The sequence below is a fragment of the Tsuneonella mangrovi genome (assembly GCF_002269345.1).
GTDB lineage: Bacteria > Pseudomonadota > Alphaproteobacteria > Sphingomonadales > Sphingomonadaceae > Tsuneonella > Tsuneonella mangrovi.
Genome location: NZ_CP022889.1, coordinates 1053527 through 1066547 on the forward strand (window position 1 = coordinate 1053527; position 13021 = coordinate 1066547).

General features: G+C 62.6%; 12 protein-coding genes. 11 read left to right on the forward strand and 1 reads right to left on the reverse strand.

The genetic code is table 11. From position 1 onward, the window contains the following. Window positions 1-81: 81 nt before the first annotated feature. Window positions 82-2043 (forward strand): alpha/beta hydrolase family protein, encoded by a 1962-nt coding sequence (locus CJO11_RS05235; protein ID WP_095011771.1) that lies wholly within the window; start codon window positions 82-84, stop codon window positions 2041-2043. A 314-nt stretch (window positions 2044-2357) separates the two neighbouring features. After that, window positions 2358-4100, forward strand: a complete 1743-nt coding sequence (locus CJO11_RS05240) for an alpha/beta hydrolase family protein (RefSeq protein ID WP_240504570.1) — start codon at window positions 2358-2360, stop codon at window positions 4098-4100. Between the two features lie 24 nt (window positions 4101-4124). Here the strand turns inward: CJO11_RS05240 and dapA are convergent, their stop codons facing one another. Further along, complete coding sequence (gene dapA / locus CJO11_RS05245; RefSeq protein WP_095011773.1) at window positions 4125-5006, reverse strand: 4-hydroxy-tetrahydrodipicolinate synthase; 882 nt, start codon at window positions 5004-5006, stop codon at window positions 4125-4127. A 113-nt stretch (window positions 5007-5119) separates the two neighbouring features. Here dapA and CJO11_RS05250 point away from each other — a divergent pair, with 113 nt between their 5' ends. From CJO11_RS05250 to CJO11_RS05290, 9 genes are all read left to right on the forward strand, one after another. Continuing rightward, entirely contained in the window at window positions 5120-7081 is a 1962-nt protein-coding gene (locus CJO11_RS05250; RefSeq protein WP_240504571.1) for a lytic transglycosylase domain-containing protein, read from the forward strand. Between the two features lie 166 nt (window positions 7082-7247). Continuing rightward, a complete protein-coding gene (locus CJO11_RS05255; protein WP_150124978.1) occupies window positions 7248-7760 on the forward strand; it encodes a hypothetical protein in 513 nt (170 codons plus the stop codon). Window positions 7761-7817: 57 nt separating this feature from the next. Continuing rightward, window positions 7818-8294 carry a transcription elongation factor GreB gene (gene greB, locus CJO11_RS05260; protein WP_095011776.1) on the forward strand — a complete coding sequence of 159 codons (477 nt, stop codon included), beginning with the start codon at window positions 7818-7820 and terminating at the stop codon, window positions 8292-8294. Continuing rightward, window positions 8287-8778, forward strand: coding sequence for an invasion associated locus B family protein (locus CJO11_RS05265; RefSeq protein ID WP_095011777.1), 492 nt, complete (start codon window positions 8287-8289; stop codon window positions 8776-8778). The genes greB and CJO11_RS05265 overlap by 8 nt, the downstream gene beginning before the upstream one ends. A gap of 69 nt (window positions 8779-8847) precedes the next feature. After that, window positions 8848-10080 carry a dual-specificity RNA methyltransferase RlmN gene (gene rlmN / locus CJO11_RS05270; RefSeq protein ID WP_095011778.1) on the forward strand — a complete coding sequence of 411 codons (1233 nt, stop codon included), beginning with the start codon at window positions 8848-8850 and terminating at the stop codon, window positions 10078-10080. A gap of 144 nt (window positions 10081-10224) precedes the next feature. Then, window positions 10225-10578: a glycine zipper 2TM domain-containing protein gene (locus tag CJO11_RS05275; RefSeq protein ID WP_095011779.1), complete on the forward strand. Its 354-nt coding sequence runs from the start codon at window positions 10225-10227 to the stop codon at window positions 10576-10578. 245 nt (window positions 10579-10823) lie between these two features. Further along, complete coding sequence (locus CJO11_RS05280; protein WP_095011780.1) at window positions 10824-11588, forward strand: SDR family oxidoreductase; 765 nt, start codon at window positions 10824-10826, stop codon at window positions 11586-11588. After that, the gene (locus CJO11_RS05285) at window positions 11585-12262 is read left to right on the forward strand and encodes a cytochrome b/b6 domain-containing protein (protein WP_095011781.1); all 678 of its coding nucleotides are present in this window, start codon (window positions 11585-11587) and stop codon (window positions 12260-12262) included. The genes CJO11_RS05280 and CJO11_RS05285 overlap by 4 nt, the downstream gene beginning before the upstream one ends. Then, entirely contained in the window at window positions 12259-12999 is a 741-nt protein-coding gene (locus CJO11_RS05290) for a molybdopterin-dependent oxidoreductase (protein WP_095011782.1), read from the forward strand. Before CJO11_RS05285 ends, CJO11_RS05290 begins: the two co-directional genes overlap by 4 nt. Window positions 13000-13021: the final 22 nt, after the last annotated feature.

Here is a 13021-nt window from a genome sequence, read left to right on the forward strand (position 1 = left end):
GTAAGGCTTGCCCAACATCGCGAAATCGTTAGGAATAAATCCCGATCGCGCAATTGACTCGGCTTTGGGGGGCCGGTGACCATGCTACGCGCCGCATGTCTTGTACTGACTAGTCTGGCCTTCCTTGCTTCGCCGGTTCAAGCGGCCGATAGCAAGCCTTCGGTCGCGGCCGACATTCCACTTGATGCATACGGCGAGTTGCCCGAGATCACAGACGTCACGATCTCACCGTCCGGCGGCCACACCGCGATGATCGCAACGGTGGATGGCACCCGCGAACTTTTGGTCCTTGACCAGAACAACGTCGTGCAGCGCCGGACGAGCGCAAACGGGATCAAGGTCCGCGGACTGCGGTTCATCAGCGATTCCGCGATCCTGTTCCAGACCAGCGCGACGGTCGATGCACGCGGATTTTCTGCCGACAAGTATGAGCTTTCGCAGGCCATTGTCATTCCGATCACAGGTGACGGGATAGCACGTTCGGTGCTCGGAAAGTCGCGCCGTTTCGTCAATGCAGTCTTCGGCAACTACGGAATCCGCCATACCGACAAGGGTTGGCAGGGTTATTTCGGAGCAGTCGAGTATCGCCATACCCTTGGCGGCGGTTATGTCATGGAGAGTGGCAGGCCGGCGTTGTATCAAGTGGACCTGTCAACCTTCGATCGCACCCGGGAAGCAACCCCGGCCGAAAATGGTTTCTATCGCGACTGGCTGGTCGACGCGTCCGGCAATGTCGCCGCCACATTCGACCTCGCCGACAACAACGGTGGTTGGACCATTCGCAATGCCGACGGAACTGTCCTCGCGCGGGGCTCGAATCCGGATGGCGGGGCAGGAATGCTGGGCTTCGGCGCGCTAGGGAAGTCGTTGATCTATGAGATGGACGATCCCAAATCCGGAGAAGTCGACTGGTACCAAATTCCCTTGGCCGGAGGCGAGGCCAAGCCATTCCTCCCGGATGTAGAAGTCGAGCGAACTTATTGGGATCCGACCACCGGCGATTTCCTCGGCTACCTGAAAGGCGGGGCGAAGGGAGTGCCAGTCTTCGTCAGCCCAGACCACCAGCGAGTTGCCGATATTGTCCGCTCGGCATTCGATGAATCCCAAGTGCAGCTGGTGGCATGGTCGGATGACTTTTCGCGCGTGATCGTGCGGACCGACGGCAACGGCGACAGCGGCAGTTGGATGTTGGTCGACCTGAAGAAACAGAGCGCCGAACTTCTTGGCTTTGAAAGACCGGCAATCGCCCGGCAGATGGTCGGCCCCATTTCGGTGTTTGATTACAAAGCGCAAGACGGGCTGGCACTGGACGGCATCTTGACCCTGCCGCCGGGTGGCGCGAAAAAGAACCTGCCCGTGATCCTGTTGCCGCACGGTGGCCCCCACAGCCAAGATACCGAGCGGTTCGATTGGTGGGCGCAAGCATTCGCGTCGCGCGGCTACGCCGTGTTCCAACCCAACTTTCGCGGCTCGACCAATCGCGATGCCGCATTCGAGCGCGCTGGCTACGGCGAATGGGGCAAGAAGATGCAGACCGACATCTCCGACGGTCTGGCCGCGCTGGCTGCCGAGGGCATCGTCGATCCGAAGCGCGCCTGTATCGTTGGAGCAAGCTATGGCGGCTACGCAGCTCTTGCTGGCGTAACACTTCAACACGGCCTGTATCGTTGTGCAGTCTCGGTCGGGGGAGTTAGCGACATCGGGCTGCTGTACCAGTCAGAAAGTATCAGTTCTGGCGATTCGCGCCTTATTAAGCGATCGCGTCTCTCCGAGCTCGGCCCGAAAAGCGATTGGGACGCGATTTCTCCTCGTGAACAGGCAGCCCATGCCGATGCGCCGATCCTCTTGATCCACGGCAAGGACGATACCGTGGTGCCGTTCGTGCAGAGCGAGAAGATGGCCGACGCACTGAAGGACAACCACAAGCCCTACGAAATGGTCGTCCTCGACGGCGAGGACCACTGGCTGTCCTCTTCGGATACCCGCAAGCAGATGCTGAAGGCGGCGGTCGCCTTCGTGGAAAAATACAACCCATCGAACTGAGCAATACGATGCAAGCAACCGTCATGGCTCGCGCCAGCATACCGATCGAAAGGTTTGCAGACTGGTTTTCACGGGAATTCAAATGGAGGGGCGCAAGAATGAAGAGACTACTCAAGGCATCGCTCGTGGCTTTGGCGTTGGGCTCGATACCCGCACATTCGGCGGACAAGTCCGGGAGCCCCGATCCGGTGCCACTTTCTGTCTATGGCGCGCTACCCACCGTGGAGGACGCGGCAATCTCGGATAGCGGGGACTACTTCGCGCTGGTCCAGGCGCTCAACGGCAAACAAACGGTTTGGCTAATCGACAAGGACATGAAGCCGGTCCGCAAGCTCGATGCCGGAGAGGTCAAGTATCGCGACCTGAGCTTTGCCGGGGATGACGGGCTTTTGTTCTTCACCAGCTCGACAGCGGACGCATACGGATTTCTCGCCCAAAAATACGAACTGACCCAGGCGTTTTACATCCCGATCGATCCGACCGGGGAAATTGCTCCTGTTTTCAGTAAGAACCGCAAGCTCAATTCTTCGATCTTTGGGCGCTTCGGCATCCGTCATGTTGGATCGCAGTGGCTCGGATATTTCGGTGCTATGGAATTCGCTCTCGACCGGACGGGGCACTACGTCTTTGATCGCGGCAACCCTGCGCTCTACTCAGTCGATTTCAGTTCTCTCAAGACGAAGCGCGTTGCTTCATCGGCTGGAAGCGATACGGACCGCTCCTGGCGAGTCGGGGCTGACGGATCAGTGGCAGCGATCTTCAATCTCAATCGAGACACAGGGGACTGGGAAGTTCGCAACGGTCGCGACGACATCATCCAGAACGGGAATAGCCCCGATGGATCCGTGGGCCTGATTGGTCTGGGCAAGACCGGAAAGACTGTAATTTATGGCATCGAGGATCCGAATGACGATAAGACTCACTGGTTCGAAATTCCCTTGGCTGGCGGCGAACCTAAGCCGTTCCTCGAAGACGTTGAAGTCAATCGGCTCTACTGGGACCACGACACCGGTTCGTTGCTCGGCTACCTAGAAGACGGAGTGCAGAAGAAGCCGGTTTTCTTCGACCCGGGCAAGCAGAAGGTCGCCGAAATGGTGCGCCAGGCATTTGCCGGCCGCAATCCCAGACTGATGGGGTGGTCGCGGGACTTTTCGCGCGTCATCGTGCGCACCGACGGAGGTCGCGACAGCGGCACCTGGTTCGTCGTCGACATGGCAACCCTGCATGCCAAGGCAGTGGGATTCGAGCGTCCGCAGCTTCCCCCTGAAAAAGTCGGCCCTACTTCGGATTTCGACTATTCCGCGCAGGACGGTTTGGAGCTGGACGGCATCCTGACACTGCCGCCCAGCGGGGCGAGCAAGAACCTTCCGGTCGTTGTCCTGCCTCATGGCGGCCCGCACTCCTACGACGGACTCGGATTCGACTGGTGGGCGCAGGCATTCGCCTCGCGCGGTTACGCCGTGTTCCAGCCCAACTTTCGCGGCTCGACAAACCGCGACGACGCGTTTGAACGGGCCAGCTACGGCGAGTGGGGTCGCAAGATGCAGACCGATATCTCGGATGGGGTCGCAGCCCTCGCAACCAAGGGGATAGTCGATCCCAAACGGGCGTGCATCGTCGGCGCGAGTTACGGCGGATATGCCGCTCTGGCCGGAGTGACGATCCAGCACGGGCTCTATCGCTGTGCGGTCGCTGTCGCGGGCGTGAGCGACATCGCGGCGCTTTACAACACGGAGGTGAATCACGCCGACGGTGCCCAGCTTATCTCTCGAAACAGGCTGGAGGAGTTTGGCCCGAAGAGTGGTTGGGATGCGATCTCGCCACGCAAACAGGCAGCAAATGCCGATGCGCCGATACTGCTGATCCACGGCAAGGACGATACCGTGGTCATGTTCAAGCAAAGCACTCTTATGGCCGATGCGCTCAAGGCTGCCGGCAAGCCCTATGAATTCGTCACGCTCGACGGAGAAGATCACTGGTTGTCGCGTTCAGAGACCCGTGACAAGATGCTCGAAGCGGCCATGAAGTTCGTGGAGAAATACAACCCATCGAACTGAAGCCTGCGGGCGCGTCGAGCGGGATTATACCAGGCCGGCGTGCTCCAGCGCGGCATCTACGGCCTTCTTCGCGGCATCGTTGCATTCGACCATCGGCAGGCGGATATCGGGCAGGATCCAGTTGTGGACCCGGCTGAGCGCGTATTTCACCGGTCCCGGGCTGGCATCCTCGAACATTGCATAATGCAGCGGATAGAGCCGGTCGTTGAGCTCGCGTGCCTTGACCAGGTCGTTGTCGGCACAGGCTTGCTGGAATTCGGCGCACAGTGCAGGGGCGACGTTCGCGGTCACCGAGATGCACCCGACCGATCCCGCTGCATTGGCGGGCAGCGCGAGCTCGTCGTCGCCCGAAAGCTGGCAGAAGTCCTTGCCGATCCCCATCCGGTGATCGGTTACCCGCGACAGGTCGCCGCTGGCATCCTTGATCGCCACGATTCGGTCCGGGTAGCGCTTGGCCAGCTCGCACACCGTCTCCGGCTCGATATCGGTCACTGTACGCCCCGGCACGTTGTATAGTACGATCGGCAGGTCGCTGTTTTCCGCTAGGAAGCTGAAGTGTGCGATGATCCCGGCCTGGCTCGGCCGGTTGTAGTACGGCGCAACGCACAGTCCGGCTGCTGCCCCCGCCTTTTTTGAGAAGACCATGTGGAGCAGCGCGTTCTGCGTATCGTTGCTTCCGCACCCGGCGATCACCGGCACGCGTCCCGCGGCCTGTTCGACGCACACTTCGATCACCCGGTGGTGCTCGGCATTCGACAGGGTCGAGGCTTCGCCGGTGGTTCCGCACGGCACCAGCGCACTGCTGCCCGAATCGATTTGCCAGTCGACGAGCTTGCGAAATGCGGCCTCATCGAACGAACCGTCGCGAAAAGGAGTCACCAGAGCGGGAATCGAGCCGGAAAACATTGCGATTGGGCCTTTTCATGCGTCATAAGGGAGCAGCGCAAGAACCCGAACAGGGTCGGCGTGTTCCCGAGGGGGGAAATCATTCAGCGCCTGATAAGGAGCCGTGGGCCAGAATGTCCAGTATGGTTGCCGTCCGTATCTTTGCTCTGGGCATCCTTGCGCCTGGCGCTCTCAATGCGTCGTCGCCGCTGGCTGCGCAAGCGGAACAGGTGCAAGACGGCCGTGCGCAACTGGTGGCCAGCCAGCCAGCTCAGGCTGCTCAGGCGGTGTTTCGCTGGCAGCAACTCATCGCCAACGACCGGATGGCGTTCGAGGACTACGCCGGGTTCCTGCTCGCCTATCCCGATTATCCGCGCGCCGACCTGATCCAGAAGCACGCCGAGGATGCGCTCGACAGCTCGACCGCATCGCCGGGCGAGCTGGTGGCGTTCTTCGAGCGCTTCCCGCCGATCGGCAATCCCGCGCGGGCGCGCTACGCACTCGCGCTCGCCGCGGTCGGCCGGCCCGAAGCGGCAGAAGCGGCGCGGCTGGCGTGGCGCGGCGGCACGATGAGCAGCCCGTCCGAAGCCTACCTCTCTTCGATGTTCGGCAACCAGTTCACGCCCGACGACCAGGACGCGCGGATGAACGCGCTGCTGTGGCAGGGCGATGTCGAGGCGGCGACCCGGCAGATCAACCATGTCAGTTCCGACAAGAGCCTGGTGTTCATGGCCCGGCTGATGCTGCTGCAAGGGATCGACCCGGCAACCGACGGCCTGGTTGTCCCGGCGACCGCCACCAGCGACCCGGGCTACGTCTACAACCTCGTGCGCTATTACCGGAAAACCGGACAGCGCGATGCGGCGCAGCAACTGCTCGCCAACCGCCTGCCCTTCACGCATCCCGCGTTCGATGCCGAAGACATGGTCGGCGAAATGCTGCTACTCGCCCGCTCGGCCGATCCGCGCACCGCAATGCAGATCGCGAGCAAGGTCGACGACCTGTTTGCCCCTGGAACCGATATTTCCGCGGCTAGCTATCGCTTGCGCGACGACTACACCTCGCTGATGTGGCTCGGCGGAACGAAGGCACTGTGGTCGCTCGGCGATGGGCACGATGCCGCGCCGCTGTTCTACCGCTATGGCAGCGCCGCGCGCACGCCGCAGACGCGCTCGAAGGGCTTTTTCTGGGCCGGGCGCGCATTGGCTCGGGCGGGCGAGGCAGGGATCACCAAGTATCTCACCATGGCTGCGGCCTACCCGGAATACTTCTATGGCCAGCTTGCGCTCAAGGCGCTCGGTCAACCTCTTCCGAAATTCGCTAATGATCCTGCCGATCCGGTGACACCCGCGCAGCGCGCAGCATTCGCGCAAAAGCCGCTCGTGCAGGCGGTGGTCGCAACCGCGCGCAACGGGACCGACTGGCGAACCGAGCGCTATTTCTTCACCGCGTTGGCCGAACAGGCGCAAAACGCCGGACAGATGGACCTGGTCGCCGACCTCGCCCAGCAGCTGAACCTGCCCGAGCTCGCGGTGGTGGTCGGCCGGATCGCTCCCGAAAAGGGCATGGATCAGTTCACCAACATCGGCTTCCCGGTTGTCGCGAACCCGCCCGGGACCGACTTCACGATGGTCCATGCGATCGCCCGGCAAGAGAGCGAATTCGACGAAACCCGCACCAGCCACGCCGGCGCGCGCGGGTTGATGCAGCTGATGCCGGGGACAGCGCGCGAGCAGGCAGACAAGCTCGGCATGACCTACATGAGCGCCAACCTGACCGGCGATCCGCAATACAACCTGCAACTGGGCGATGCCTATTTCGCGCGAATGATGGACTACTTCGGGGGCAGCTATCCGCTGGCCGTCGCTGCCTACAATGCGGGGCCCGGCAATGTGAACAAGTGGCTGCGGATCAACGGCGATCCGCGCAATGGCGATGTCGACTGGCTCAAGTGGATCGAGGAAATCCCGATCTTCGAGACCAAGAACTACGTCCAGCGGGTGCTCGAGAATGCGGTGGTCTACGAATCGCTGCACCCGGGCCGGGTCCAATACGGCAGCCCCAAGTCGATCGACCAGTTCATCGGGATGCGCTGATCCAGCAACCATCGTGACGGATGGGCCTGTCATTCCCAAGAGTCGTTTGATACTCCTTACCCTTCAACTGCGGAGGAGGCGAAGGATGTTTGGACGACTGATGACAGTGTCGGTAGCGGCGATTGCGTTTGCAGGAACCGCCCATGGCCAAGATGCCGATTATGCGATGAAAGCCGTTGCGATGGCATTGCCTGAAACGCTGGTTTCCCAAGCGACGGTGGAACTGACGCAAGCAGACGGAACGACGACGACCGTCCAGCAAGGTTCGGGCGAACTGACCTGCACTGTTTCGAGCAGCGATCGCAGGGGCATAAAGAACCGGCTTCTGGTGATTTGTCCGCCAGAGAGCGTCAATGAACTCAGGCCGCAACTGAAGGCCATAAAGGACAAGTCGGCAGATGAGGATGCCTACCGCGCAGCCGTTGCAGCTGCGGTGAAGGATGGGACCATCAAACTGCCGAAGCCGGGGACCACCGGATACGGATTCATGGGCGGGGCCGACAGTTGGGGAAAGGATCCCGCACAGCTCAAAGACGCGGTAAGTTGGCAGTACGTCCTCGAACCGATGATGACAGGCGCCGACCTTGGCCTCCCGGAAAAGCGTGACGGTACCATGCCATGGCTCATGGCAAGCGGTAGGCCGTTCGCGCACATCATGTTGTCCGGAAAGCCGGAATAACTGCCAAGATCGGAAAGGGGTTGGCCTACCCTGCGAAGGCATTCAAGATAGCATGGAATGTCATCCGCCAACCCCATAACCGCCGAGGGCTTTGCCGCTTTGAGGGCACGTTACGACCACCTGCTCGGTACCGAGCGGCCCGAAGTCGTGGCGATTGTCAGCTGGGCTGCAGGCAACGGCGATCGTTCGGAGAACGGCGACTATATCTACGGCCGCAAGCGGATGCGCGAGATCGACCGCGAACTGGCGCACCTTGCTCGCCGGATGAAGGCCGCGCGGGTGATCGACCCGGCTGAACAGCCCGACAAGGGGCGGGTGTTCTTCGGTGCGAAGGTCGAGATTGCCGACGAGGACGATGCGCGCAAGACAGTCACCATCGTGGGCGACGATGAACAGGACGCCAGCAATGGGCTGATCGGCTGGTCAAGCCCCCTGGCGCGCGCGCTGCGCGGGGCGTCGGTAGGTGACCTGCGGACGGTACGCCTCCCCGGTGGCGAGAAAGAGTGGGAAATCACGGCAATCGATTATGCGTAGTTTGCTCGCCAGTGCCATCTTGCTTGCTTTGCTTGCCGCTCCCGTTTCGGCGAAAGACAGCCTCGGCGTGTTCAGCAATTGGGGCGCGTTCCGCGATCCCGCCACGCCGCGCTGCTATGCGATTGCGATGGCGGAAAAGTCCCGCCGCTCGCGCGACCAGCAACCATTCGCGACAGTCGCCACCTGGCCCACCCGCGGAGTGCGCGGCCAGGTCCACTGGCAGCTTTCGCGCAAGCTGGGGAAAGGCAGCAGGGTCAATCTGCAAATCGGCACGCACCGCTTCGACCTGACCGGCAGCGGCGCGAATGCCTGGGCCAAGGACAAGGCGATGGACGCCGCCATCGTCGCGGCGATGCGCTCGGCATCGAGCATGACAATCTATGGCCGCGATTCACGCGGGGTGCTGTTCTCCGACAGCTACAATCTCGACGGGGTAGCAACCGCGATGGACGCGGCGACCGTAGGCTGCGCACGGCAGGGCTGACACCGAGCGACTCACTCCGGAACTCGGCCTTTGCCTTGGCGCACCCCGCACCCTATATGCGCCCGCGCAATGCCCGATACACCGCTCATGCCCATTCCCGGACAGATCGATCCGGTGCCCGTCGCGCGCGACATCACGCCGCGCGCCGATGGCCGCGTGGACCTGATCGGCCTGCCCAAGAAGCGCATCACCGAACTTTTCGCCGAGGCCGGGCTCGACGCGAAACAGGCCAAGCTGCGCGCCAAGCAGGTGTTTCACTGGCTCTACCATCGCGGCGTGACCGATTTCGAGGCGATGACCGACATCGCCAAGACGATGCGCCCCTGGCTGACCGAACGCTTCGTCATCGGGCGGCCCGAAGTCGTCGAGGCGCAGCATTCGACCGACGGCACCCGCAAGTGGCTGCTCAGGACCGCCGACGGGCACGAATTCGAGATGGTGTTCATCCCCGATGCCGATCGCGGGACGCTGTGCGTCTCCTCGCAAGTGGGCTGCACATTGAACTGCCGGTTCTGCCACACCGGCACGATGAAACTGGTGCGCAACCTGACCCCAGGAGAGATCGTCGGACAGGTGATGCTCGCGCGTGACGCGCTGGGCGAGTGGCCCAAGGGCAGCATGGCCGGCCTCGATACCGACGAGGACAGCGCGCAATACACCTCCGACGGGCGCCTGCTGACCAACATCGTGATGATGGGCATGGGCGAGCCGCTGTACAACTTCGACAACGTCAAGGGCGCGCTCCAGCTGGTGATGGACGGCGAAGGGCTCGCGCTCAGCAAACGCCGCATCACCCTCTCGACCAGCGGCGTCGTGCCGATGATGGCGCGCTGCGGCGAGGAGATCGGCACCAACCTTGCCGTCTCGCTCCATGCGGTGACCAAGGAGATCCGCGACGAGATCGTGCCACTCAACAAGAAATACGGTATCGAGGAACTGCTCGCCGCCTGCGCCGCCTATCCCGGTGCCAGCAATGCACGGCGGATCACGTTCGAATACGTGATGCTGAAGGGCAAGAACGACAGCGACGACGATGCCCGCGAACTCGTGCGGCTGATCAAGCAGTTCAAGCTGCCCGCCAAGGTCAACCTGATCCCGTTCAACCCCTGGCCCGGCGCGCCGTATGAATGCTCGACGCCCGAGCGGGTCAAGGCGTTTTCCAACATCGTGTTCGAAGCGGGGATCAGCGCCCCGGTGCGCACGCCGCGCGGGCGCGACATCGATGCCGCGTGCGGCCAGCTCAAGACTTCGGCCCAGAAGAAAAGCCGCGCCGAACGCGACCGCGAGGCGGCTGGGACCTGACTTGGGCCAAACAGCCGATCGCTCGGCAACCACGCTTCATCGCGCGATACGGATATGAAGAGCCCGTTAATCGCAGGTTGTGGAGCTTTTGGTCATCTTGTGCGTCAACAAGGGTACCAAGCTAATCAGGGAAAGGACGCTCCCATGAAGAAGACCATTCTCGCGGTTGCCGCCGCTGCGCTTACGCTGCCGATGGCAACGCCTGCCTCTGCCGATCCGCCACGCCATGCACCGGCCCACGGCTGGCGTGAAAAGCAGGCAGAACGCCACTACTACACTTCGCGCAACGGCATCCGCTATTGGCGCGACGATGATGGCAGGTACCGCTGCCGCCGTTCGGACGGCACCACCGGGCTGATCGTCGGTGCCGCCGCCGGTGCCCTCATCGGTCGGTCGATCGATACCGAAGGCGAACGCACGACCGGCACTATCCTCGGCGCCGCAGCGGGAGCCTTGCTCGGCAAGAAGCTCGATAGCGGCGAGGTCCGCTGCCGCTGAGTGAGAGACCGGCCAAGGATTGAACGGGCGTCGGGTGTATCTCCGGCGCCCGTTTTCTTTGGCACATCCATTTGGGTTTCCTACCTTCGCGCGGATATGCTCTAATTCGCCGCGATGATGCGTCAGCCAGACTCTCTCCAGCCGCCGCTAGCAAATAGCGAAATCGGACTACGTTGGGCCTCGATGGAATTTGGTTCAGGACAGTGTTCCATGTGTTCCATCGGCTCGGTTCGAGAGGCAGTCGGATGAGCCGGCCTGCGATCCTCGTCACCGGCGGAGCCAAGCGACTCGGGGCCGCAATCGTCCGCGCGTTCGCGGAGGCAGGCTGGCATGTGATTATCCACTACGGCCAGTCGCAAGACGAAGCCGAAGCACTCGCCGCGACGCTGCCTTCAGCCGAGACCGTTTCCTGCGACCTGGCCGATGGCGATGCTTCGGTGGCGTTGGTCGAGCATTTAGCCCGGCGGCTCAGCGACTGGCGAGTGTTGGTCAACAGCGCGGCGGTGTTTGATGCCGATAGTGTAACCGCACTCGATCCGGCGACGAACCGGGTCGCGATGCAGGTCAATGCGACAACCCCGGCGCGCATGGCGCAAGCTTTCCTTGCACGCGCGCGCGCAAACGGCGGGCGGCGGGTAATCCAGTTCACCGACCAGAAGTTGGCCAACATGAACCCGGATTTCTTCAGCTACACGATGAGCAAGGCGGCCACTGCGGCAACGGTGCAGATGTTGGCGATGGGTGCAGCAGGGCCGGAAGACAGGATCTACGCGCTCGCCCCCGGCGCGATCCTTGCGAGCCATGACCAGACCGAGGAAGAAACCGAGGTTTCGCACCGCCTCAACCTGCTCAAGCGCAAAACCTGCGCGGAAGAGATCGCCGAGGCCTGCCTGTGGCTTGCGGAAGGCCACCTGGCGAGCGGCGAGACGCTGTTCGTCGACAGCGGGCAGCACTTGCTCAGCCAGTCGCGCGACGTGATTTACCTCGCCCGCGAAGGCGTGCGACCGTGAGCAAGCCCGCCCGGCGCCATGCCCTCTCCACCCGGCTGTGGCACTGGCTCAACCTGCTGTGCGTGGCGATCCTGTTCATGAGCGGACTGAACATCTCGAACGCCCACCCGCACCTCTATTGGGGCCAGTGGGGTTTCGATCCGCGCACCGCGTGGCTGAACGTCGCCCGCTTCCCCGGCTGGGCGACGATCCCGGGGTATTACAGCCTCGCCGGCGCGCGCGACTGGCACTTGCTGATGGCATGGCCGTTTGCGCTCGGGCTGCTGTTCATGTGGGCCGCGATGCTGGCCAACCGCCATTTCAGGCGCGACGTGATGACCACCCGCAAGGAATGGCGCTTGGGCGCGATCCGTGAAGACATCGCCGCGCACCTGCGCTTCGATTTCGATCACGGCGGCGGCAAATACAATTTTCTGCAGAAGCTGGCCTACGGGATCGTGCTCGGCGTGCTGCTGCCGGGAATGATCGTGACCGGCCTCGCAATCAGTCCGGGGATCGAGCCGAGCCTGGGCTGGCTGGTCCAGTTGCTCGGCGGGCGGCAGACCGCGCGTTCGCTGCATTTCCTGTTCGCATGGGGGCTGTTCGGCTTTTTCATGCTCCACGTCGCACTGGTGCTGGCGTCCGGCCCGATCAGGCAGCTGCGCGACATGATCACCGGAGGGCCGAAACGATGAAGCGCCGCAACGTCATCGCAGGGCTCGGCGCATTATTCGCTACCGCTTGTTCCAAGGTCGGCGACAGCAAGGCGGGCAAGGCGCTGTTCAAGGCCGCCGACGAATGGCACCTCAAGGCGCAGCGCGCGCTGACGGGTCGCCAGGCGATGGCACCCGAATTCGACCGCTCGCAGATCTCGCCGTTCTTTCGCGGCAACGGCTCGCAGACGGTCCGCACCCCGCAATATGCCGCTGCGCTCGCCAACGGGTTCGCCGACTGGCAGCTGCAAGTCACCGGGCTGGTCGAGCACCCGTTGAGCCTGACGCTCGACAATATCCGCAAGCTGCCGCAGCGCACCCAAGTAACCCGGCACGACTGCGTCGAAGGGTGGAGCGCAATCGGCGAATGGACCGGGCCGCAGTTGTCGGTGCTGCTCGATGCCGCCAAGCTCAAGCCCGAGGCGCGCTTCATCGTGTTCCACTGTGCCGACCGGCTCTATGGTGCGCCGTACTACGAAAGCATCGATCTCGACGATGCGTTCCACCCGCAGACAATCGTCGCGCACAGCCTCAACGGAAAGCCGCTGCCTGAACGCAACGGTGCGCCGCTCAGGATGCGGATCGAGCGCCAACTGGGCTACAAGCACGCCAAGTACCTCACCATGATCGAAGCGGTTGCCACGCTGGGCGGAATCGGCCGCGGACAGGGCGGCTTCTGGGAGGATAGCAACGGATACCAGTGGTACGCCGGGATCTGACTGGCCCCGCGCGCTTTGATTG

Coding starts and splice junctions, on each gene's coding strand:
- CJO11_RS05235 (WP_095011771.1), top strand. CDS start 82: ATGCTACGCGCCGCATGTCTTGTACTGACTAGTCTGGCCTTCCTTGCT.
- CJO11_RS05240 (WP_240504570.1), top strand. CDS start 2,358: ATGAAGCCGGTCCGCAAGCTCGATGCCGGAGAGGTCAAGTATCGCGAC.
- dapA (WP_095011773.1), bottom strand. CDS start 5,006: ATGTTTTCCGGCTCGATTCCCGCTCTGGTGACTCCTTTTCGCGACGGT.
- CJO11_RS05250 (WP_240504571.1), top strand. CDS start 5,120: ATGTCCAGTATGGTTGCCGTCCGTATCTTTGCTCTGGGCATCCTTGCG.
- CJO11_RS05255 (WP_150124978.1), top strand. CDS start 7,248: ATGAAAGCCGTTGCGATGGCATTGCCTGAAACGCTGGTTTCCCAAGCG.
- greB (WP_095011776.1), top strand. CDS start 7,818: ATGTCATCCGCCAACCCCATAACCGCCGAGGGCTTTGCCGCTTTGAGG.
- CJO11_RS05265 (WP_095011777.1), top strand. CDS start 8,287: ATGCGTAGTTTGCTCGCCAGTGCCATCTTGCTTGCTTTGCTTGCCGCT.
- rlmN (WP_095011778.1), top strand. CDS start 8,848: ATGCCCGATACACCGCTCATGCCCATTCCCGGACAGATCGATCCGGTG.
- CJO11_RS05275 (WP_095011779.1), top strand. CDS start 10,225: ATGAAGAAGACCATTCTCGCGGTTGCCGCCGCTGCGCTTACGCTGCCG.
- CJO11_RS05280 (WP_095011780.1), top strand. CDS start 10,824: ATGAGCCGGCCTGCGATCCTCGTCACCGGCGGAGCCAAGCGACTCGGG.
- CJO11_RS05290 (WP_095011782.1), top strand. CDS start 12,259: ATGAAGCGCCGCAACGTCATCGCAGGGCTCGGCGCATTATTCGCTACC.